We start from the raw sequence: 21,580 nt of genomic DNA on the forward strand, positions 1-21,580 counted from the left end.
TGGGCCAGGGTCTCGAAGCTCGGCGCCGGCCCCTGCGGCGGCAGCGGCGCGGGGGTGCCGTTCGCGCCGACGAAGGCCGGGTCCGTCAGCCAGCGGGTGAAGGCCTGCGTGGCCGGCGAAGGCCGTGCCGGCGCCTCGCCCCGCGGCCGCTGCATCAGCCGGGTGACCTCGCGCCGGTTGAGCCCCGTGGTGGTGCTGATCCGGCTGACCGCGCGGTGCGGCAGCACGCCGGGATGGGCGGCGCGGGCCGCCTCGACGAAGCACTGCTTGAGCACTTCCGCCAGCTCCGGGAACGGCAGGCCGCGGGCGACGGCCAGCTGAGCCAGCGGCCGCAGCACGGTACGGCAGGCCCGCAGCAGCGCGCTCGGCGCCAGCGGCGAGCGGGCGTCCGGCGCCGGTTCGGTCGGGCCGGAGGGGGCGGTGAGCGGGTCGCGGAAGTCCATGAGGGTGGCGAAAGCTTCGAAAAAGTGTAAATGTGCAATTCGCACAGTCAAGAAAAAATGTGCAACTTGCACATTGCGGCGACGAACGGCAAACGGCCGGGCTTGAGCCCGGCCGCAGATCAAGTCAGGAAAGGGGAGAAGCCAGCAGCGCGCAGGCTCAGCCCGCGCGCGCCTCGGCCAGGATCGCCTCGGCGCGCAAGGCGATGGGCCGGTCCACCAGCTTGCCGTCCACGGCAATGGCGCCCAGCGGTCCGCTCTCGAGCGCGTCCAGCACGCGCCGGGCCCACTCCACATCCTCCGGCTTGGGCGCAAAGCCCGCATGGACGATGGGCACCTGCTTGGGATGGATGCACAGCTTGGCGCCCATGCCGAAGCGGCGCGAACGGCGGACGTCGCTTTCGAGTTGCGCGGCATCGTCGATGGCGAGCGAGACGCCGTCGATCGGCGCCCGCAGGCCGGCATGGCGCGAGACCAGCACGAGGTTCGTGCGCACCGCGTCGAGCTCCTCGCCGTCGGCCTGGATCCCGGAATCGGCCATGAAGTCGAAGGAGCCGAAGGCGAGCCGGCTCACGCGCGGCACCCGCGCGATGGCGGCCGCCTCGAAGTGGCCCGCCACCGTCTCCAGCAGCGGGATCAGCTCCTGCCCGTCGCCGAGATGGCGCGCGAGCCGGGCGATGCTGGTGTGTTCCTCCGCCTTGGGGACCATCACGCCGGCCAGCCGCTCGGAATCCAGCAGCAGCTCGCAGTCCTCCGCGTGCCAGGGGGTGCCTTCGGGATTGACGCGCACGAACACGCGCGCCGAGGCCTGCTTCAGCCAGGCGGCGATGGCCTCGCGCGCCTGCACCTTGCGCTCCGGCGTCACGGCGTCCTCGAGGTCCAGGATCACGGCGTGCGCCCCGCTGGCCAGCGCCTTGTCGAAGCGCTCGGGCCGGTCGCCGGGGACGAACAGGTAGCTGCGCGCGGACGGATTCATGGAATGCTCCGGAGGGTGGCGGCGCCCTTGCGCAGGGGCCGCAGCAAGGCCACGAGGCACAGTACCAGCGCCAGGGCGACCGCCACGAAGCCGATGCGGTAGCTGCCGGTGGCGCCCGAGAGCGCGCCGAAGGCGGGCGGGCCGAGCACCACGCCGAGGAAGGTGATGGCAAGCGTGCCGCCGGTGGCGATGCTGGCCTGGCCAGCCGGCGCTTCGCGCGCCACTTCGGCCAGGTACACGCCGTTCCAGCCGATCGCCGAAGCGCCGAACAGCGCCAGCACGAGCAGCACGAGGAGCCCCGGCATCGCCGGCTGCAATGCAGCGGTGGCGAGCGCGCAGACGCTCACCAGGGCCGCGAGCGCCAACAGCATGCGCCGTGCACCCAGCCAACGGTCCGCCACGTAGCCCCATAGCACGCGGCCCACCACACCCGCCGCCTGCGAGACCGAGAGCGCGAGGCCCGCCGCCACCAGCCCGTAGGCCAGGATGTCGTGCAGGTAGGTCACGAGATAGGTCGTCAGCGAGAGCTGCGCGATCGAGAACAGGAAGGAACAGCCGGCCAGCAGCCGCAGCGGCGGATGCGCGAGCACCATGCGGATCGGCTGCGCGAGGTTGCCCAGCACCAGCGGCCGCTCCGGCTCGCGGTCGGCGTCGAGCGCCGAGCGCAGCGGCTGCGCCACGAAGATGCAGGCGATGTTGGCGGCGGCCACCGCGAGCAAGGCGCCGCGCCAACCGAGCACCAGCAGCGGCGGCACCAGCGCGCCGGCCAGCACGCCGCCGAGCGGCACGCCGGTCTGCTTGATCGAGAACACCAGCGACATGCGGTGCGCGGGCGTGGTGCGCGCCAGCAGGTGCGAGCTCGCGGGCGTCACCGGCCCGTAGCCCAGGCCCACCAGCACGGCGCCGGCGGCCAGCGCCGCGAGCGAGCCGAGGGTCGAAAGCGCCAGCCCCGCCGCGCACAGCAGCAGCCCCACCTGGCTCACGCGGATGGCGCCGAAACGCGCCACCGCGGCGCCCGCCGCCAGGCTGGCGAGCATGGCCGCCGCGTACACCAGGCCGATGTAGAGGCCGACGTAGGTGCCCGAAATGCCCAGGTCCTGCGCCAGCGCGGGCGCCATCACGGGCACGGTGATCAGGGCCATGGCCACCAGCGCCTGGATCGCCAGCGTCACGGCCAGGGGCCGCCAGGTGTTCGCCAGCGCAGTCTGCGCGTCGGGGGCAGTGGATCTTTGGGTCATGCGGGATCAGGTCACGGCCGCCGCGAGTGCGAGGGATGATTGGTCGGAGCGACTGGATTCGAACCAGCGACCCTCTGCTCCCAAAGCAGATGCGCTACCAGACTGCGCTACGCTCCGACGCGCCCGCATTCTACGATGCGGCCCCGCGCCGCCCGGGCCATGCCATGCCGGCGGCACGTCCGCGGCACATCGCGGCACCCTCGGCGGGCAGCCGAATCCGTCGGCGCCACGCCACGCCGTTCATCCCGCGGCCGCGACCGCCTGGGCCCTTTCCCCCGCTTCCGCTGCCGGTCGGCACCTTCGTTCCTTCGGACTACAGCAAAGCCCGTGATAGCTTCGGCTCGCTTACCTTTTCTTACAGGTCGGATCAAGCCTGTCGATCAACGAAAACGCATTGAGAGGGGATATCGGGAATGGGCTTCCAGCTCACGATCGCACGCAAGCTCACGGGCCTGGCGCTGCTGGCGCTGCTGTTCGTCGTCACCGTGGGCGCGACCGGCTACATCGCCACCACCTACCAGGAAGAGAGCGCCACCCGGATGCTGCAGGCGGAAACGGCGCTCAAGAGCCAGCTGGAAGCGGACATGGCGCACGACGCGCTGCGCGCCGACGTGCTGGCGGCACTGGTGGCCAGCCAGGGCGGCCGCGGCGACGATGCCGACGCGATCCGCGCCGACCTGCACGCGCACGCCACCCTGTTCGAGGAATCGCTGCACCGCATGGAAGCCATGCGCCTCGATGCGGAGACGCAGGCCGCCGTGGCCAAGGTGCGGCCGGCGCTGCAGCGCTACCTGGAGCGCGCCAAGACTCTGGTGCCGCTGGCCTTCAGCGACCGCGCCGCGGCCCTGGCGCAGATGGGCGACTTCGTCGTTGCCTTCAAGAGCCTGGAAGGCGAGATGGAGGCACTCAGCGTCCTGATCCAGCAGCGCGCCATCGCTGCGCACCAGGACAGCAGCGACTCCTCGCGGTTCGCCAAGGCGGCCATCGCGGCCGCCATCCTGTTCTCCGGCGTAGTGCTCGTCGTCCTGAGCTGGCTTCTCAGCCGCGGCATCGTGGGCCGGCTGCGCCGCGCCGTCGAGGTCGCCCGCACGGTGGCCAAGGGCGACCTGAGCTCGCACATCGACGTGCACGGCAGCGACGAGGCCGCGCAGCTGCTGCAGGCGCTGGCGCAGATGAACGCCAGTCTCACCGACCTGGTGGCCACCGTGCGCCAGTCGAGCGAGAACATCGCCACCGGGACGACGCAGATCGCCACCGGCAACCAGGACCTGAGCCAGCGCACCGAGACGCAGGCCAGCAACCTGCAGCAGACCGCCGCCTCGATGGAGCAGATCAGCGCCACGGTGCGGGCCAACGCCGACACCACCCGCGCGGCAAGCGAGATGGCGTCCACCGCGAGCCGCTCCGCCGAGGCCAGCGGCGATGCCGTGACGCAGCTCGTGGGCACGATGGCCGGCATCACCGAGGCCAGCCGCCGCATCACCGACATCATCGGCGTGATCGACGGCATCGCGTTCCAGACCAACATCCTGGCCCTGAACGCCGCGGTGGAAGCGGCGCGCGCCGGTGACCAGGGCCGCGGCTTCGCGGTGGTGGCGGCGGAAGTGCGCTCGCTCGCGCAGCGCAGCGCGGCGGCGGCCAAGGAGATCAAGACGCTGATCGAGGCGAGCGTGCAGAAGGTGCAGGCCGGCGAGCAGCAGGCCGTGCACGCCGGCCACAGCATGAAGGAAGTGGTGGAGCAGGTGCAGCAGATGACGCTGCTGCTCGCCGAGATCAGCAGCGCGACCCAGGAGCAGACCAAGGGCATCGGCGAGGTCAGCCAGGCCGTGACCCAGATCGACCGCGTGACCCAGAGCAACGCGTCGCTGGTGGAGGAGGCAGCCGCCGCGGCGGAGAGCCTGAGCCGGCAGGCGGAGCGGCTGGTCGAGGCGGTGTCGCTGTTCCGGGTGCAGGACAGGGAGCAGCGGCTGCTGGCGGTGTGAGGAAAAAGGGGGCGCCGAGCGCCCCCACCCCGGCCCTCCCCCCGGAGGGGGAGGGAGGAAGGCCTCAGAGCTTCACGTACTCGTAGGCCACCGGCTGGGAGTTGATGCCGCGGTCCGGCGGGGCGATCCAGGCGGCCATCTTGCCCGGCTCGGTCACGCGCTGCATCAGGCTCTTGACGAAGCGGATGTCCTCCTCGGTCGGCAGCCATTCGGCCTTGCGGGCCTCGAACTCGGCCTGCGTGATCGGCTGGCCCTGGGGGTCGGTGTGCAGGCCGGCCCAGGCGCCCACCTGGCGGCGGAAGCGCGTGGAAGGCAGCTTGAACTCGAAGCCCACGCCGGCGCGCTTGACCAGCATGTTCCAGCGCGTCACGCCGACGTTGCAGTCCTTCGCGTATTCCAGCCGGGTGATCTCGTTGATGCCGTTGCGCACCGTGATCGTCTCGTCCTTCACGCCGCCCTGCCCGTCCGGCACCTGGATGGTCATGGTGGTGTCGGTCTCGACGTGGTCCGCGAACTTGGCCTCGTCGGGCCGGCCCTTGATGCCGTTGCTGAAGTAGTTGGCGGCGTTGGACGACGCTTCGGAGCCGAACAGGTCCAGCGAACTGGTGAACCAGAAGTTCATGAACCTCTGGATGGTGGGCAGGTCGATCGCGCCGGCGTTGCGCACCTTCCGCCAGTCGTCGGTGTCCAGCTCCTTCATCACTTCCAGCGTGCGCTTGATGACGCGGCCGACGCCGGTCTCGCCCACGAACATGTGGTGCGCCTCCTCGGTCAGCATGAACTGGCAGCTGCGCGCCAGCGGGTCGAAGGCGCTCTCGGCCAGCGACTTGAGCTGGAACTTGCCGTCGCGGTCGGTGAAGTAGGTGAACATGAAGAAGGACAGCCAGTTGTCCATGGGCTCGTTGAAGGTGCCCAGGATGCGCGGCTTGTCGGGGTCGCCGCTGTGGCGCTCCAGCAGTTCCTCGGCCTCCTCGCGGCCGTCGCGGCCGAAGTAGGCGTGCAGCAGGTAGACCATGGCCCAGAGGTGCCGGCCCTCTTCCACGTTCACCGGGAACAGGTTGCGCAGGTCGTAGAGCGAGGGCGCCGTGTGTCCGAGCAGGCGCTGCTGCTCCACCGAGGCCGGCTCGGTGTCGCCCTGGGTCACGATCAGGCGGCGGAAGATGGAGCGGAATTCGCCCGGCACTTCCTGCCACGCGTCCTGGCCCATGAAGTCGCCGAAGCCGATCTTGCGGCCCTCCTGCTTGTCGGCCAGGAAGATGCCCCAGCGGTAATCGGGCATGGGGGTGTAGCCGTACTGGGCCCAGCCCTGGGCATCGACGCCGACGGCGGTGCGCAGGTAGACCTCGTTGGCGCGGAAGTCGCTCGGGCCCATCTCGTCCCACCAGCGCAGGAAGGCGGGCTGCCAGTGCTCCAGCGCGCGCTGCAGCTGGCGGTTGTCGGCCAGGTGGACGTTGTTGGGGATCTTGGCCTGCAGGTCGATCGTGCTCATGGTTCGTTCAGTGTTCAGCGTTGAGTGTTGAGCGTGAAGTGCCGGACGCTGAACGCTCAACGCTCAACGCCCGACCTCTTCACACGCGCTTCCAGTCGAATTTCGCCTTCCGGCCGGTGCCGAACAGCTTCAGGGCGCCCTCCTCGCCGACCGCGTTGGGCCGGATGAAGATCCAGTTCTGCCAGGCCGAGAGGCGGCCGAACACGCGCGTCTCCATCGTCTCCTTGCCCGGGAAGCGCAGCGAGGCTTCCATGCCGGTGAGGGCATCGGGCGAGAGCGACGCACGCTCTTCCAGCATCAGCCGGATCTCGTCGTCCCAGTCGATGTCGTCGGGCGCGAGCGTCACCAGGCCCAGCTCCAGCGCCTGGCCGGCGCGCAGCGGGCTTCCCGTCACGGCCTGCAACTGCTCCAGCGTGGACGCGTCCTCGTTGAAGCGGGTCGCCAGGCGCGTGAGGCCGTTCACCTCCGGGTAGCGGCCGAAGTTCGCCTGCGTCAGTTGCAGCGCCGGCGCAGTCTCTGGCGCATCGGGCAGATCCAGCATGTAGATGCGGTCGCAGGCCAGCGCCAGCTCGTACAGCGTGCCGGTGAAGCAGGAGCCCTGGTCCACCAGCGCCACCAGCGAGCGGCTGGTCACGTCCAGCCGGGCCAGCGTGCGGCGCAGGGCGCCGGTCGTCTCGCGCACCAGCCAGTGCGCCTGCTGCTGCTCCAGCACCGCGTCGGCCTGCGCGACCCATTGCGCGTCGCCGCGCGTGCGTATCACCCAGGTGCCGATCTCCAGCTCGTTGGTGCGCAGGTTCAGGATCGCGTCGTCCAGCTCGCGGGCGAGCTTCAGCGGCCACCACTCCACGCCCGCGGCGACGATCGCCTCCGGCGTCGAGGCGATCGCGGCGGCCGGCGCGTTCACCGTCAGCGTGGCGGTGCGCGCGGCGCGATCGATCTGCACGTCCACCGTTTCGTAGTGGTAGCCCTGGTCGTCGATGCGCGCGCGCACCGGCGTGAGCGCGATGCCCTGCTGCGGCCCGCCGCGCGTGGACTGCGCGCGCAGCGCCGCCACTTCCTTGTCCACCAGCGCGCCGAAGGCCTGCGGCTTGGCGTGCTCGTCGATCAGCTTCCAGGCCTTGGCGCGGTCGGCCCGCACGCCTTCGCTGGTGGTGCAGAAGATGTCGGCCAGGTCCCGGCGCACCTTGCGCTTGTCGGTCACGCGGGTCAGGCCGCCGGTGCCGGGCAGCACGCCCAGCAGCGGCACTTCCGGCAGGCTCACGGTGGAGGAGCGGTCGTCCACCATCACGATGCGGTCGCAGGCCAGCGCGAGCTCGTAGCCGCCGCCGGCGCAGGCGCCCGTGACGGCGGCGACGGACTTCAGGCCCTCGTGGCGCGAGGAATCCTCCAGCCCGTTGCGCGTCTCGTTGGTGAACTTGCAGAAGTTCACCTTCCAGGCGTGGGTGGACAGGCCCAGCATGTAGATGTTGGCGCCCGAGCACCAGATGCGGTCCTTGCCGCTTTCGAACACCACCACCTTCACGGCGGGATGCTCGAAGCGGATGCGGTTGAGCGCGTCGTGCAGTTCGATGTCGACGCCGAGGTCGTAGCTATTGAGCTTGAGCTTGTAGCCGGGCTTGATGCCGCCCTCCTCGTCGATGTCGAGTTTGAGGCGGGCCACGTCGCCCTCCACGGCGAGGCTCCAGTGGCGGTAGCGGGAAGGATCGGTGGCAAAGCTCACCAGCTCGCGTTCCTCGCCGGCGAGCACCTGCTTGAACAGCAGCGGTTCGGTGATGGCGTTCATCTCGTCTCCAGGGTCGTGGGCTGGGCCGCGGGCACCGCGCGCTCCAGGTCCCTCAGGGATTGCTTGACACTGCGCGCCGCCGTGTCCACCACGGCATCGGCGCGCGCATAGAGGGATTCGCGGCTGGCGAGGATGCGGCGCAGGTCCTCCAGGGCTTCGTTCATGGCCGTACGCGAGACTTCGCCCTCCTCGCCGCGGGCGGCCTTGAAGGGCCGCAGGTCGCCCTGGGCGACCACGCGGCTCATGTGCTCCTCGGGGCTGGCCTTCACCCACACGCAGAAGAAGTGGCTTTGCAGCAGGTCGAAGGTTTCGCGCTCGCTCACGATGCTGCCGCCGGTGGTCATCACCACGCCTTCGGCATGCTCCTCGGCGATGCGCAGCAGCGCGCGGCGCTCGTAGCGGCGGTAGCCGGCCTGGCCGTGCAGCAGCAGGATCTCCGCCATGCTGGTGCCGGCCTCGCGCTCGATCTCGCGATCCAGTTCGACGAAGGGCACGCCGCGCTGCTGCGCGAGTTGCGCGCCGAGCGTGGTCTTGCCCGCGCCGCGCAGGCCCACCAGCGCGATGCGCTGCTCGCGCCCGTACGCATCGGCCAGGCCGAAGGACGAGGCCAGCTGCGAATAGGCCTGCTCCAGCTGATGTTCGTCCAGGCGCGCGAGCAGGCCCTGCACGCGCGCCAGGGCGGGCCGCGGGGCATCCTGCAGCAGGTCGAGCACGGTGAGGTTCAGCGCGTGGGCGGCTGCTTCCAGCGAGTGGATCGACACATTGCCCTTGCCGGTTTCGACGTCGGCCAGGAAACGCTCCGACAGGCCCGAATCTGCAGCAAGCTGCTTGCGCGTCATGCCGCGGCGTGCGCGCCAGGCGCGCACGCGGGCACCGAGTTCTGCCATGGTGGCGCGGCTGTCGGTTTCGGTCATGGGGCTAGCAGCTTTTTGAAAGGAGATCTTTGCGCTGGCGCAAATGGCAGTATACTTCCTCGAAGTCACGCGTCAAGCAATTTACTGCATTCTTCCGGACACCGCATGAAGCTCAAGATCCTCGTCGGCACCATGACCAGCACGGCCGACTACGTCGCCCAGGCGATCCAGATGGACTGCGCCGACCTCGTGGACGAGATCGAAGTGGCCCTGATGGACGGATTGGAAATTGACGTCTTCGATGAAGATGCGGTATATCTCATCTGCACGTCCACCTACGGTTCCGGCGACGTCCCGGACAACGCCCGGGTCCTCTACGAATCGTTGGACAGCAAGCCGAAGTTCCTGGGCCACGTGCGTTACGGCGTGATCGCGTTGGGCGACCGCACCTACGTGCAGACCTTCTGCTTCGGCGGCAAGAAGTTCGATGAGCGCCTGCAGGGCCTGGGCGCGCAACGCATCGGCGAGGTGTGGTGCCACGACGCGAGCGCCGGCACCCTGCCGGAGGAACTGGGTACGGCCTGGTGCCGCGAGTGGCTGAAGGAAGTCCTTGCGGCAACGCAAAAAGCAGCAGCCTAGGAAAGCGTACGCTGCGCCGACGACCCGGGACACACCGGGCGGGGAATACGAGGAGACAAGCATGCACCTGAGCCACGCCGACCACAGCACTTCCCCGCCGAGGGTGGAGATCCCGCGCGACTACAACGCCGCGCACGACCTGCTGCAGCGCAATGCCGCGCGCCCCGACAAGGTCGCCTACATCGATGCGTCCAGCGGCGCGCAGCTGACCTACGGGCAGCTCGCCGAGCAGGCCCACCGCTTCGCCAACGCCCTGCGCCAGCGCGGCGTCGCGCCGGAGACGCGGGTGATGGTGGCGATGCTGGACACGCTGGAGTGGCCCGTGGTGTTCCTGGGCAGCATCCTCGCCGGCGTGGTGCCGATCGCGACCAACACGCTGCTCACCACCAAGGATTTCGAGTTCATGCTGCGCGATTCGCGCGCGCAGGCGCTGTTCGTCTCCAAGCCCCTGCTGCCCGTGTTCGAGCCGCTGATCGGCAAGATCTCCACCCTGCGGCAGATGGTGATCGCGGGCGACAGCGGCGAGAACTCGGTGGCGCACATGATCGCCTCGGGCCAGCCCGACGCCGAGGTGGCCGGCACCTGCAGCGACGATCCGTGCTTCTGGCTGTATTCCAGCGGCTCCACCGGCACGCCCAAGGGCACGGTGCACCTGCACAGCCACCTGATCCAGACCGCCGAACTCTATGCCCGCCCCATCCTCGGCATCCGCGAAGATGATGTGGTGTATTCGGCGGCCAAGCTGTTCTTCGCCTACGGCCTCGGCAACGCGCTCACCTTTCCCATGAGTGTCGGCGCGACGACGGTGCTGCTGCCGAGCCGCCCGACGGCGGCCGACGTGTTCGGCGTGCTGAAGAAGTACAAGCCCACCGTCTTCTGCGGCGTGCCCACGCTCTATGCGGCGCTGCTGGCCGACCCGGAGCGGCCCAAGAAATCCGAGCTGCGCGTGCGCGTGTGCACCAGCGCGGGCGAGGCCCTGCCGGCGGAGATCGGCGAGCGCTGGACGCGCGAATACGGCAGCGAGATCCTCGACGGCATCGGCTCCACCGAGATGCTGCACATCTTCCTGTCCAACCGGCCCGGCAAGGTGCGCTATGGCACCACCGGCCAGGCGGTGCCGGGCTACGAGCTGCGCATCGTCGGCGACGACGGCCACGAGTGCGGCCCCGGCGAGATCGGCGAGCTGCAGATCAGCGGGCCGAGCGCCGCGATCATGTACTGGAACAACCGCTCCCGCACCAAGAGCACCTTCGCCGGCGAGTGGACACGCAGCGGCGACAAGTACACGCGCGATGCCGACGGCTACTTCACCTACGGCGGCCGCAGCGACGACATGCTCAAGGTGGGCGGCATCTACGTCTCGCCCTTCGAGGTGGAGGCCTGCCTCATGACGCACGCGGCCGTCCTCGAGGCGGCGGTGATCGGCGTGTCCGACCAGGACGGCCTCGTCAAGCCCAAGGCCTATGTCGTTCTCAAGCCCGGCCAGGAAGCCTCGGCCGACGACCTGCAGGCGCACGTCAAGACGCGCCTCGCGCCCTACAAGTACCCACGCTGGATCGCCTTCGTCCCCGACCTGCCGAAGACGGCCACGGGCAAGATCCAGCGTTTCAAGCTCCGCGCGCAAGCGGCGGCTTAAGCAGATTCCTGAGGGAAAGCCATGTGGCGCCCGCGCGCCGCATGAGCACACAATTCGCGCGCAACGCTTACACAAGACGAAGGAGCTTTTCATGACGACCCGCCGCCTCCTGCTCTCCCGCGGCGCCGCCCTTGTCGGTGCGGCTTCCACCGGCCTGCTGCTGCCGCAGATCGCGCGCGCACAGTCCAACAAGATCCGCGTGGGCTTCATGCTGCCCTACACGGGAACCTACGCGCAGCTCGGTGTCGCGATCGAGAACGGCGTGCGCATGGCGATCGACGAGCGTGGCGGCAAGCTCGGCGGCCGCGAGATCGAATGGTTCAAGGTCGACGACGAATCCGAGCCGTCCAAGGGCGTGGAGAACGCCAACCGGCTGGTGCAGCGCGACAAGGTCGACGTCTTGATCGGCACCGTGCACTCGGGCGTGCAGATGGGCATCCAGCGCGTGGCGCGCGAAAGCGGCGTGCTGAGCCTGATCCCCAACGCCGGCGTGCATGCGGCGACGCGCGCGCTGTGCGCGCCCAACGTGTTCCGCACCTCCTTCACCAACAGCCAGCCGACGCTCGCCCTGGGCAAGCCGATGGTCGACAAGGGCCTGAAGAAGGCCGTGTGGATCACGTGGAAGTACGCCGCCGGCGACGAGGCCTTCGAGGGCTTCAAGGAAAGCTACACCAAGGCGGGCGGCACCATCGTGAAGGAGCTGGGCCTGCCCTTCCCGAACGTCGAATTCCAGGCGCTGCTGACCGAGATCGCCTCGCTGCGGCCCGACGCCGTGGCCTGCTTCTTCGCCGGCGGCGGCGCGGCCAAGTTCATCAAGGACTACGCGGCCGCGGGCCTGAAGGACAAGATCCCGCTGTGGGGCTCGGGCTTCCTCACCGAAGGCGTGCTCGATGCGGCCGGCCCGGCGGCCGAGGGCGTGATGACCACCCTGCACTACAGCGATTCGCTGGACCTGCCGAAGAACAAGCAGTTCCGCCTCGACTACGCCAAGGCCTTCAAGAGCCAGCCCGACGTGTATGCGGTGCAGGGCTACGACACGGGCGTGCTGCTGTCGCAGGGCGTGGCCGGCGTCAAGGGCGACATCGGCAACAAGCAGGCGCTGTACAAGGCGCTCGAGACGCAGACCATCGACAGCCCGCGCGGCAAGTGGACCATGAGCAAGGCCCACAACCCCGTGCAGGACATCTACCTGCGCCGCGTCGAGAAGGGCGACAACAAGGTGATCGGCATCGCCGCGAAGGCGCTGTCGGATTCGGGCGCGGGGTGCAAGCTGGCTTCGGCCTGAGGCGGGGCGCGGCGGCGTTCTCGTAGGCTGGCGGTGACGGGCGCGCAATGCGCGCCGGGAACCCCAGCGCTTCGCTGCCGCTCGCGCATCGCTGGGGTTACCGATGCTTACGCCTCGGACTACGCACCGCGAGCGGTGCTCGGTCGCACAGCTCACCACCAGCCTACGATTTCCGCCTCGCGTTCAGGCAACTCCGGGGAGCCTCGCGCACCCTCCTCTCTCCCCCATGGATCTCCCCAACTTCCTCATCCAGCTCCTGAACAGCGTGCAGTACGGGCTGCTGCTGTTCATGCTGGCGGCCGGGCTCACGCTGATCTTCGGGATCATGGGCGTGGTGAACCTCGCGCACGGCAGCTTCTACATGGTCGGCGCCTACCTCGCCTGGTCACTGGCCGCCAAGACGGGCAGCCTGGCACTGGCCATCGTGCTCGGGACGGTGCTTTCCGTGCTGTTCGGCCTGGTGCTCGAACGCATCCTGTTCCGCCACTTCTACCACCGCGACCACCTCGACCAGGTTCTGCTCACCTTCGGGCTGATCTACATCTTCGAGGAGTCGCGCTCCATCCTGTGGGGCGACGACGTGCACGGCGTGCCGATCCCGCAGGTGCTCTCGGCCTCGATCCCGCTCACGGACACCCTGTCCTACCCGATGTACCGCATCTTCATGTCGGGGGTGTGCGTGCTGCTCGCGCTGGGCCTGTACTTCCTGATCTCGAAGACGCGCCTGGGCATGAAGATCCGCGCCGGCGCCTTCAACCACGAGATGACGGAGGCGCTGGGCATCAACGTGAAACTGATCCACGCCGTCGTGTTCGCGCTGGGCGTGGGCCTGGCCAGCATCGCCGGCATGATCGCCTCGCCGATCTCCAGCGTGTACCCCAACATGGGCTCGCAGGTGCTGATCATGTGCTTCGTGGTGGTGGTGATCGGCGGCATCGGCTCGGTACGCGGGGCGCTGATTTCCGCGCTGCTGGTGGGCCTGGTCGATACCTTCGGCAAGGTGCTGCTGCCGCACATCGCCGGCATGCTGGTCTACATGCTGATGGCCGCCGTGCTGCTCTGGAAACCTGAAGGACTGTTCAAGCAATGAGCGTCGCCGGACCGCTCCAAGACGCGAAGGCCCCCTCGGGGGGCAGCGCAGTACACGAAGTGACAAGCGTGGGGGCCCTGTGACTGCGCCGAAAGCCAATCTCGAAGTCCTGCCGCGCGGCGTGCAGGCGCTGCTCGCCGCCGGCCTGGTCGTGCTGCTGGTGTTCCCCTTCGTCGGCACCGAGTTCTACGCGCAGATGGTCGCGCGCATGATGATCCTGGCGATCTTCGCCATGAGCCTGGACCTGCTGCTGGGCGTCACGGGCCTGGTCTCGCTCGGGCACGCGGCGTATTTCGGCCTGGCCGGCTATGCGCTGGCCTTCCTCACGCCGCAGGACAGCGCGGTGAGCCTGTGGTGGACGCTGCCGGTGGCGGTGGCGGCCTCCGGCCTGGCGGCGCTGGTGATCGGCTTCTTCGTGGTCCGCACCAAGGGCATCTACTTCATCATGGTCACCATGGCGTTCGCGCAGATGGTGTTCTACCTCTTCTTCGACAACAAGGTGCTGGGCGGCTCGGACGGCATCTACATCAACTTCAAGCCGGACGCCGGCCTGTTCGACCTCGAGAACAAGCGCGTCTTCTACTACTTCACGCTCGCCATGCTGGTGCTGGTGTACCTGTTCCTGCGCCGGCTTCTCTTCAGCCCCTTCGGCCGCGCGCTGGCGGGCATCCGCGTCAACGAGCACCGCATGCGCGCGATGGGCTTCGGCACCTTCGGCTACAAGCTCGCGGCCTTCACGCTCGCGGGGGCGCTGGCCGGCCTCGCGGGCTACCTGTGGGGCGCGCAGACCGGCTTCATCAACCCCGAGCTCATGGGCTTCCACATGAGCGCGCACGCGATCATGATGGTGATCCTGGGCGGCATGGGCAACTTCGCGGGCGCCATCGCCGGCGCCTTCGCCTTCGAATACCTGCTGCACGCCTTCAAGGACCTGCCCGCCATCGGCGGCTTCGACACCGGCAAGCACTGGCAGCTCTGGATGGGCCTGTTCATCGTGCTGGTGGTGACCTTCGCGCCGCGCGGCCTGCTGGGGCTGGTGGAACGCGCCCTGCGCCGGCGCGACACGCAGATCCAGGAGCCGCCGCTCGCCGCCACGGAGGCCGCGCATGTCGAGTGAGGCGCTTCTTTCGGCCGACCGGCTCACCAAGCGCTTCGGCGGCCTCGCCGCCGTGCAGGAGGTGACGCTGGAGCTCTGGCGCGACCGCATCCACGCCGTGATCGGCCCCAACGGCGCCGGCAAGTCGACCCTGACCAACCTGCTCTCGGGCGACATCGCGCCCACCACCGGCAAGGTCACGCTCGCCGGCCGCGATGTCACCGGCTGGAACCCCGAGCGGATCTCGCGCGCGGGCCTCGGCCGCAGCTACCAGAAGACCAACATCTTCCTGCCCTTCACCGTGTGGGAGAACGTGCGGCTCGCCGCCCAGTCGCGCACGCCGCGGGCGCTGCGCTGGCTGCAGCTCGCCGACACGGTGGGCGCGGCCAACGAGCGCGCCGAGCGCGCGCTGGAGCTCGCCGGCCTGCAGCACCGCCGCCACCAGATCGCCGCCGCCACCAGCCACGGCGAGCAGCGGCAGCTCGAGATCGCGATGACGCTCGCCACCGATCCGCAGGTGCTGCTGCTCGACGAGCCGCTCGCGGGCATGGGCGTCGCGGAGGCGGAGCGCATGGTCGAACTGCTGCTGCGCCTGAAGAAGGACCACGCCATGATGCTGGTGGAGCACGACATGGATGCCGTGTTCACGCTCGCCGACCACCTGACGGTGATGGTCAACGGCCAGGTGATCGCCAGCGGCACGCCGGCGCAGGTGCGCGCCGATCCGAACGTGCAGTCCGCCTACCTGGGCGAGGAAGAAGAACAGGAAGCGACGCATGGCTGAACGCGAACGCCTCATTTCCGCGCGCGCCGTGCACACCTACTACGGCGCGAGCCACATCCTGCGCGGCATCGACTTCCACGTCGACCGCGGCGAGACCATCGGCCTGATGGGCCGCAACGGCATGGGCAAGACCACCTTGCTGAAGTCGCTGATGGGGATCGTCGCGCCGCGCGGCGGCAGCGTCGAGGTGAAGGGCCGCAACACCGTCGGGCGGCCGCCCTACGAGGTCGCGCAGCTCGGCATCGCCTACGTACCGGAGGGCCGCGGCATCTTCGGCAATCTCAGCGTGAAGGAAAACCTGGTGATGGCCGCGCGGCCCGGCACGCGCGGCCAGCGCGACTGGACGTACGAGCGCGTGCTCGAGACCTTCCCGCGCTTGAAGGAACGCCTTGACCATGGAGGCCAGCAGCTGTCAGGCGGCGAACAGCAGATGCTCACCATCGGCCGGGCCCTGATGACCAACCCCGACGTGCTCATCCTCGACGAAGCCACGGAGGGCCTCGCGCCGCTGATCGCGCGCGACATCTGGCGCATCTGCGGGCTGATCCGCGCGAGCGGCATCTCCAGCGTGATCGTCGACAAGGCGTGGAAGCATGTCACGCAGATCACCGATCGCAACGTGATCCTGGTGAAGGGCGAAGTGGCCTTCGAAGGCACCTCGGCCGAGTTGCACGCGCAACCGCATCTGCTCGAGCACTACCTGGGCGTCTGAGGCCGACGAGCTCGGCGTCTGACGCCAGCTCGACGTCGGTGGACCGCCGACGCGGCACCGACGATTACCTTCTGGTCCGTATGTAGGTTCCGGCCTACGCCGCTTGGTCGGTGCTTCCTTCATCGCGGCATCCGGCCCAAATCCAGAATGGCCCGTCTAGAACGACGAAGGCCATGAAGCCCCACCTACAGCAAGAGGAGAAAAGCACCCCGTCCACCCCGCGACCGGATCCCATGGTCGGGCGCCGGGCGAGCCATCACCATCGGCAGTTCGAGGTGATGGGCGCCCACTGCACCGACAAGGGCGCGTGGTTCACCGTCTGGGCACCGAACGCCCGCAGCGTGGGCGTGATCGGCAGCTTCAACCACTGGAACTGCCAGCTCCTGCAGCGCGTCGACGACGGCAGCGGCCGCTGGGCCGGTTTCGTCGAAGGCGTGCGGCCGGGCGACTGCTACAAGTACCGCGTCCAGAACCCCTGGGGCCACTGGATGGACAAGGCGGACCCGTACGCCTTCCGCATGGAGCACCCGCCCGGCACCGCCTCGCAGGTGTGGGACCTGGCGTACCAGTGGGGCGACCAGGAATGGATGCAGACGCGCTGGCAGCGCCAGGGCCACCAGGCGCCGATCTCCATCTACGAGGTGCACCTCGGCTCCTGGCAGCGCGAGGAGGACGGCCGCTTCCTCAACTACCGCGAGATCGCCGCGCGTCTCGCCACGCACTGCCACAACATGGGCTTCACGCACGTGGAGCTCATGCCCGTGACGGAGCATCCCTTCTACGGCTCCTGGGGCTACCAGACCACCGGCTACTACGCGCCCACCTCGCGCTACGGCACGCCGCAGGACCTGATGGCCTTCGTCGACACGCTGCACCAGCAGGGCATCGGCGTCTTCCTCGACTGGGTGCCTTCGCACTTCCCGGCCGACCCGCACGCACTGGCGCGCTTCGACGGCACGGCGCTCTACGAGCACGAGGATCCCCGGCGCGGCTTCCACCCGGAGTGGAACAGCCTGATCTTCAACTACGGCCGCTACGAAGTCCGCGACTTCCTGATCTCCAACGCCCTGTTCTGGCTGGAGAAGTACCACTTCGACGGCCTGCGCGTGGATGCCGTGGCCTCCATGCTGTACCTCGATTACGCGCGCCGCCACGGCGAGTGGATCCCCAACCAGCATGGCGGGCGCGAGAACCACGAGGCGGTGCGCTTCCTGCAGGACCTGAACACCACGGTCTACTCGCACTTCCCCGACGCGCACATGATCGCCGAGGAGTCCACGGCCTGGCCCGCGGTGTCGCGGCCGGTGGACTGGGGCGGCCTGGGCTTCGGCATGAAGTGGAACATGGGCTGGATGAACGACACGCTGCGCTACATGTCGCGGCCGCACTTCTACCGCCACTGGCACAACGACGACATCCGGTTCTCGATGGTCTATGCCTTCCACGAGAACTTCATCCTGCCGCTGTCGCACGACGAGGTCGTGTACGGCAAGGGCAGCCTGATCGGCCGGCAGCCCGGCGACGAGTGGCAGCGCTTCGCCGGCCTGCGCAACCTCTATGGCTACATGTGGGCCCACCCGGGCAAGAAGCTGCTCTTCATGGGCGGCGAGTTCGGGCAGCTGGACGAGTGGCACCACGAGCGCACGCTCGACTGGCACCTGTGGGCGCGCCCCTACCACGCGGGGCTGGCGCGCTGGGTGGCCGACCTCAACGGCGCGTACCGGCGCCTGCCCGCCCTGCACTGCAACGATTTCGACGGCCGCGGCTTCAGCTGGCTGCCGTGCGAGCGCCACGAGACGACGCTCCTGACCTTCCTGCGGCGCGGCCGGTCCGAGGAGGACATGGCGGTCGTGATCTGCAACATGACCCCGGAGCCGCGGCAGGCGCTGCGCGTGGCGATGCCCGAGCCGGGGAACTGGCATGAGATTCTCAACAGCGACGCCGCCTTCTATGGCGGAAGCGGCGTCGGCAACATGGGGCGCGTGACTGCCACGGCCCATCCCGTGGCCGGCTGGCCGGCCAGCGCCCTCGTCACCGTGCCGCCCCTGGGCACCGTCATTCTCTCCAATCGCCCGCTCATCCATCAGGAAGATCCTCATGCCCGCCAATAGGAACGTACTGGCCTTTGTCATGGCAGGGGGTGAAGGCTCCCGCCTGCACCCACTGACCGCCAACCGCTGCAAGCCGGCGGTGCCCTTCAACGGCAAGCACCGCATCGTGGACTTCGTGCTGTCCAACCTGGTGAACTCGGAGATCTACTCCATCTACCTGCTGGTGCAGTACAAGTCGCAGTCGCTGATCGAGCACGTGCGGCATTCGTGGACCATGGCGCGCTTCATCCCGCAGCACTTCATCACGGTGGTGCCGCCGCAGATGCGCCACGGTCCGGCGTGGTTCCAGGGCACGGCCGACGCCGTCTACCAGAACATCCACCTGATCGAGAGCATGCAGCCCGACATCGTGGCCGTGTTCGGGGCCGACCACGTCTACCGCATGGACGTGCGGCAGATGATCGACTTCCACGTCCGCAGCAAGGCCCATGCGAGCGTGGCGACCATCCCGGTGGCGCTGGACGAGTGCGACCAGTTCGGCATCGTCCACGTCGACGACGACCATCGCATCATCGACTTCAAGGAAAAGCCGCAGACCACGCAGCCGATGCCGGGCAGCCGCACCCACGCGCTGGCCTCGATGGGCAACTACATCTTCGATGCCGACGTGCTGCTGCGGCAGCTCAAGCGCATGCACGAGAGCGGCGAGACCGACTTCGGCAAGCACATCCTGCCTTCGATGGTGAACAGCCACAAGCTGGTGGCCTACGACTTCGCCACCAACGAGATCCCCGGCACCGAGCCCTACGAGGAGCACGCCTACTGGCGCGACGTCGGCACCATCGATGCGTACTACCAGGCGCACTTCGACACCCTGGGCGCGCAGCCGCGCTTCCGCATGACCAACCGGCTGTGGCCGATCTACGCCAGCCCCGACCAGGCCGAGTCGGCGCAGATCGAGAACGCGGTGATCAACCGCTCGGTGGTGGGCTCGGGCAGCATCATCGACGGCGCCGAACTGGACCACGCGATGCTGCGCCGCTCGGTGCTGGTGGAGCCGGGTGCGCGGCTGGAACACTGCATCGTGATGGAGCGCTCGCGCATCGGCCGCGGCGCGCGGGTGCGCAACGCCATCATCGACCAGGACAACGACATCCCGGCCGACGAGCGGATCGGCTTCGACCTCGACGCCGACCGCAAGCGCTTCCCGGTCACGCCCTCGGGCATCGTGGTGGTGCCGGCGGGCGCCTATCCCTCGCGGCTGCAGTCGCCCTCGCGCCTGCGCGTGCCGCTGGACGAAGACGCGCAGTTCGGCGAGGTGGCGCAGAGGATGGAGGTGCTTGCATGACGGCGCAAGCCGTCGGCAAGTCCCGCGCGCATCGCGTCAGCAGTTTTCCGGCGCCAGCCGGGGCCCACCCCGGCGGCCCTCCCGGCCGGCCGTGGCCCCTGGGCGCCACCCTGGTCGAGGGCGGCGTCAATTTCGCCGTCCACGCCAGCGCGGCCGAGCGGGTGGAGGTGTGCCTGTTCGACGCCACCGGCCAGCACGAAGAGCGGCGCATCGCCCTGCCCGCGCGCACCGACGACGTCTGGCACGGCTTCGTGCCGGACCTGGCCGCCGGGCAGCGCTACGGCCTGCGGGTGCACGGTCCCTACGACCCGCACCACGGCTGGCGCTGCAACCCGCACAAGCTGCTGCTGGACCCGTACGCGAAGGCGCTCGACCGGCCGCTGCGCGGCGCGCCCTGGCAGTACGCCTATCCGCTCGGCCACGAGAAGCGCGACCTGCACATGGACCACGCGGACAACGCCGCGCAGGCGGCGAAGTGCATCGTGGTCGATCCGCACTTCGACTGGGGCGACGACCAGCCCCCGGCCACCCCGATCGAAGACAGCGTCTTCTACGAAGTGCACGTGCGCGGCTTCACGAAGCAGATGCCCGAGGTGCCGGAGCCGCTGCGCGGCACCTTCGCGGGGCTGGCCACCGAGCCGGCCATCGCGCACCTGAAGCGCCTGGGCGTCACCGCGGTCGAGCTGCTGCCGGTGCAGGCCTTCAACGACGAGCGGCGGCTGATCGACCTGGGCCTGGCCAACTATTGGGGCTACAACACGATCGCGTTCTTCGCCCCGGAACCGCGCTATCTTTCCGCCGGCGAGCCCGACGAGTTCCGCCGGATGGTGAAGGCGCTGCATGCCGCCGGCATCGAGGTGATCCTGGACGTGGTCTACAACCACAGCTGCGAGGGCAACCACCTGGGGCCGACGCTGTGCTTCAAGGGCATCGACAACCGCAGCTACTACCGGCTCACGGAGGACCACCGGCACTACATGGACTTCACCGGCACCGGCAATACGCTCAATGCCAGCCACCCGGCGATGCTGCGGCTGATCATGGACATCCTGCGCTACTGGGTGGAGGAAATGCACGTGGACGGCTTCCGCTTCGACCTGGCCCCGGCCCTCGCGCGCAACGGCCACGGCGGCTTCGACCACCGCGGCCCCTTCCTCTCCGCCGTCGCGCAGGACCCGGTCCTCAAGCGCGCCAAGCTGGTGGCCGAACCCTGGGACCTCGGCGACCACGGCTACCAGGTCGGCGGATTTCCGCAGGGCTGGAGCGAGTGGAACGGCCAGTACCGCGACCGCGTGCGCGACTACTGGCGCGGCACCGAAGGCAGCTTGGGCGATTTCGCCGCGGCCCTGTGCGGCTCGGCGGACGTCTACTCGCATTCGCGCCGCACGCCGCGCGCCAGCGTCAACATCATCACCGTGCACGACGGCTTCACGCTGCAGGATCTGGTGAGCTACAACGACAAGCACAACGAGGCCAACGCCGAAGACAACCGCGACGGCGAGAGCCACAACCGCAGCTGGAACTGCGGCGCCGAAGGGCCGACGGACGATCCCGAAGTGCTCGCGCTGCGCGAGCGGCAGAAGCGCAACTTCCTCGCCACGCTGCTGGCATCGCGCGGCGTGCCGCTGCTGCTGGGAGGCGACGAGATGAGCCGCACCCAGGGCGGCAACAACAACGCCTATTGCCAGGACAACCCCGTGAGCTGGTTCGACTGGAGCGAGGCGCGGCGGCAGGATCCGCTGATCGATTTCACGGCGGCCATGATCCGCCTGCGGCGCGAGCTGCCCGTGCTGCGCCAGCCGGCGTGGCTCAGTGGCCGGCCCGACCGCGAGCACCGGCGCGACGTGGTGTGGTACAGCGTCTGGGGCATCGAGATGAGCGGCGAGGAATGGACCAATCCGGCCGTGCGCTGCATCGCCGCCATCCTGGACGCCCGCTTCGCGCCGCCGGCCGAGGACGGCACGCGCTGTTCCGTGCTGCTGGCGTTCAACGCCACCGGCGAGGACGTGACCTTCACGGTGCCCGAGGCCGTGGGGCACGCAGGCGATTGGGCCCTGCGCGTCTACACCGCCGAAGGGCTGTTCACGAACGAGAATGCGCGGCGCTTCCGCGCCGAGGACAAACTGGAGCTGCTGGCGCATTCCATGGCCCTGCTCACCCAGCCGGTGGAGGACTGA

The 21,580-nt window shown here is 69.0% G+C and carries 17 protein-coding genes and 1 tRNA gene; 11 read left to right on the top strand and 7 right to left on the bottom strand.

The annotated features are described in order from the left end of the window. The 4 genes from VFM98_RS04970 to VFM98_RS04985 form a co-directional block, all read right to left on the bottom strand. Window positions 1-443 (bottom strand): DUF6502 family protein (locus VFM98_RS04970; RefSeq protein ID WP_325108791.1); only part of this gene is annotated, 443 nt, incomplete at its 3' end. Window positions 444-600: 157 nt separating this feature from the next. Continuing rightward, window positions 601-1,416 (bottom strand): CoA ester lyase, encoded by an 816-nt coding sequence (locus VFM98_RS04975; protein ID WP_325108792.1) that lies wholly within the window; start codon window positions 1,414-1,416, stop codon window positions 601-603. After that, window positions 1,413-2,654, bottom strand: coding sequence for an MFS transporter (locus VFM98_RS04980; RefSeq protein ID WP_325108793.1), 1,242 nt, complete (start codon window positions 2,652-2,654; stop codon window positions 1,413-1,415). The genes VFM98_RS04975 and VFM98_RS04980 overlap by 4 nt, the downstream gene beginning before the upstream one ends. Window positions 2,655-2,694: 40 nt before the next feature. After that, window positions 2,695-2,771 (bottom strand) — tRNA-Pro (locus VFM98_RS04985). Window positions 2,772-3,067: 296 nt separating this feature from the next. Between VFM98_RS04985 and VFM98_RS04990 the strand changes: the two genes are divergently transcribed. Beyond that, a complete protein-coding gene (locus VFM98_RS04990; protein WP_325108794.1) occupies window positions 3,068-4,636 on the top strand; it encodes a methyl-accepting chemotaxis protein in 1,569 nt (522 codons plus the stop codon). A 64-nt stretch (window positions 4,637-4,700) separates the two neighbouring features. On the opposite strand, the gene boxB is transcribed toward VFM98_RS04990, so the two are convergent. The 3 genes from boxB to VFM98_RS05005 all read right to left on the bottom strand — a co-directional run bounded on the left by boxB (window position 4,701) and on the right by VFM98_RS05005 (window position 8,891). Then, window positions 4,701-6,125: a benzoyl-CoA 2,3-epoxidase subunit BoxB gene (gene boxB, locus VFM98_RS04995; protein ID WP_325108795.1), complete on the bottom strand. Its 1,425-nt coding sequence runs from the start codon at window positions 6,123-6,125 to the stop codon at window positions 4,701-4,703. A 79-nt stretch (window positions 6,126-6,204) separates the two neighbouring features. Further along, entirely contained in the window at window positions 6,205-7,908 is a 1,704-nt protein-coding gene (gene boxC, locus VFM98_RS05000) for a 2,3-epoxybenzoyl-CoA dihydrolase (protein ID WP_325108796.1), read from the bottom strand. After that, entirely contained in the window at window positions 7,905-8,891 is a 987-nt protein-coding gene (locus tag VFM98_RS05005) for a helix-turn-helix transcriptional regulator (protein WP_325108797.1), read from the bottom strand. Before VFM98_RS05005 ends, boxC begins: the two co-directional genes overlap by 4 nt. A 36-nt stretch (window positions 8,892-8,927) precedes the next feature. Here VFM98_RS05005 and VFM98_RS05010 point away from each other — a divergent pair, with 36 nt between their 5' ends. From VFM98_RS05010 to glgX, 10 genes are all read left to right on the top strand, one after another. Then, window positions 8,928-9,401, top strand: a complete 474-nt coding sequence (locus VFM98_RS05010; RefSeq protein ID WP_325108798.1) for a flavodoxin domain-containing protein — start codon at window positions 8,928-8,930, stop codon at window positions 9,399-9,401. Between the two features lie 61 nt (window positions 9,402-9,462). Then, the gene (locus tag VFM98_RS05015; protein ID WP_325108799.1) at window positions 9,463-11,037 is read left to right on the top strand and encodes a benzoate-CoA ligase family protein; all 1,575 of its coding nucleotides are present in this window, start codon (window positions 9,463-9,465) and stop codon (window positions 11,035-11,037) included. A 91-nt stretch (window positions 11,038-11,128) separates the two neighbouring features. Beyond that, window positions 11,129-12,322, top strand: coding sequence for an ABC transporter substrate-binding protein (locus tag VFM98_RS05020; RefSeq protein ID WP_325108800.1), 1,194 nt, complete (start codon window positions 11,129-11,131; stop codon window positions 12,320-12,322). Window positions 12,323-12,548: 226 nt separating this feature from the next. Next, window positions 12,549-13,412, top strand: a complete 864-nt coding sequence (locus VFM98_RS05025) for a branched-chain amino acid ABC transporter permease (protein ID WP_325108801.1) — start codon at window positions 12,549-12,551, stop codon at window positions 13,410-13,412. A gap of 79 nt (window positions 13,413-13,491) precedes the next feature. Next, on the top strand, window positions 13,492-14,529 hold the full coding sequence (locus VFM98_RS05030) for a branched-chain amino acid ABC transporter permease (RefSeq protein WP_325108802.1): 1,038 nt from the start codon (window positions 13,492-13,494) through the stop codon (window positions 14,527-14,529). Beyond that, entirely contained in the window at window positions 14,519-15,292 is a 774-nt protein-coding gene (locus tag VFM98_RS05035; protein ID WP_325108803.1) for an ABC transporter ATP-binding protein, read from the top strand. Before VFM98_RS05030 ends, VFM98_RS05035 begins: the two co-directional genes overlap by 11 nt. Continuing rightward, on the top strand, window positions 15,285-16,004 hold the full coding sequence (locus tag VFM98_RS05040) for an ABC transporter ATP-binding protein (protein WP_325108804.1): 720 nt from the start codon (window positions 15,285-15,287) through the stop codon (window positions 16,002-16,004). The genes VFM98_RS05035 and VFM98_RS05040 overlap by 8 nt, the downstream gene beginning before the upstream one ends. A gap of 233 nt (window positions 16,005-16,237) precedes the next feature. After that, window positions 16,238-18,115 (top strand): 1,4-alpha-glucan branching protein GlgB, encoded by a 1,878-nt coding sequence (gene glgB / locus VFM98_RS05045; protein WP_325108805.1) that lies wholly within the window; start codon window positions 16,238-16,240, stop codon window positions 18,113-18,115. Further along, on the top strand, window positions 18,102-19,403 hold the full coding sequence (locus tag VFM98_RS05050; protein WP_325108806.1) for a glucose-1-phosphate adenylyltransferase: 1,302 nt from the start codon (window positions 18,102-18,104) through the stop codon (window positions 19,401-19,403). Before glgB ends, VFM98_RS05050 begins: the two co-directional genes overlap by 14 nt. Next, window positions 19,400-21,580, top strand: a complete 2,181-nt coding sequence (gene glgX / locus VFM98_RS05055) for a glycogen debranching protein GlgX (protein ID WP_325108807.1) — start codon at window positions 19,400-19,402, stop codon at window positions 21,578-21,580. The genes VFM98_RS05050 and glgX overlap by 4 nt, the downstream gene beginning before the upstream one ends.

Origin of the sequence: Ramlibacter sp. (assembly GCF_035706265.1) — a bacterium.
Taxonomy (GTDB): domain Bacteria; phylum Pseudomonadota; class Gammaproteobacteria; order Burkholderiales; family Burkholderiaceae_C; genus Ramlibacter.

Bases quoted from the DNA above. Each gene is read 5' to 3' on its own strand.
- VFM98_RS04975 (WP_325108792.1), bottom strand. From the start codon at position 1,416: ATGAATCCGTCCGCGCGCAGCTACCTGTTCGTCCCCGGCGACCGGCCC.
- VFM98_RS04980 (WP_325108793.1), bottom strand. From the start codon at position 2,654: ATGACCCAAAGATCCACTGCCCCCGACGCGCAGACTGCGCTGGCGAAC.
- VFM98_RS04990 (WP_325108794.1), top strand. From the start codon at position 3,068: ATGGGCTTCCAGCTCACGATCGCACGCAAGCTCACGGGCCTGGCGCTG.
- boxB (WP_325108795.1), bottom strand. From the start codon at position 6,125: ATGAGCACGATCGACCTGCAGGCCAAGATCCCCAACAACGTCCACCTG.
- boxC (WP_325108796.1), bottom strand. From the start codon at position 7,908: ATGAACGCCATCACCGAACCGCTGCTGTTCAAGCAGGTGCTCGCCGGC.
- VFM98_RS05010 (WP_325108798.1), top strand. From the start codon at position 8,928: ATGAAGCTCAAGATCCTCGTCGGCACCATGACCAGCACGGCCGACTAC.
- VFM98_RS05015 (WP_325108799.1), top strand. From the start codon at position 9,463: ATGCACCTGAGCCACGCCGACCACAGCACTTCCCCGCCGAGGGTGGAG.
- VFM98_RS05020 (WP_325108800.1), top strand. From the start codon at position 11,129: ATGACGACCCGCCGCCTCCTGCTCTCCCGCGGCGCCGCCCTTGTCGGT.
- VFM98_RS05025 (WP_325108801.1), top strand. From the start codon at position 12,549: ATGGATCTCCCCAACTTCCTCATCCAGCTCCTGAACAGCGTGCAGTAC.
- VFM98_RS05035 (WP_325108803.1), top strand. From the start codon at position 14,519: ATGTCGAGTGAGGCGCTTCTTTCGGCCGACCGGCTCACCAAGCGCTTC.
- VFM98_RS05040 (WP_325108804.1), top strand. From the start codon at position 15,285: ATGGCTGAACGCGAACGCCTCATTTCCGCGCGCGCCGTGCACACCTAC.
- glgB (WP_325108805.1), top strand. From the start codon at position 16,238: ATGGTCGGGCGCCGGGCGAGCCATCACCATCGGCAGTTCGAGGTGATG.
- VFM98_RS05050 (WP_325108806.1), top strand. From the start codon at position 18,102: ATGCCCGCCAATAGGAACGTACTGGCCTTTGTCATGGCAGGGGGTGAA.
- glgX (WP_325108807.1), top strand. From the start codon at position 19,400: ATGACGGCGCAAGCCGTCGGCAAGTCCCGCGCGCATCGCGTCAGCAGT.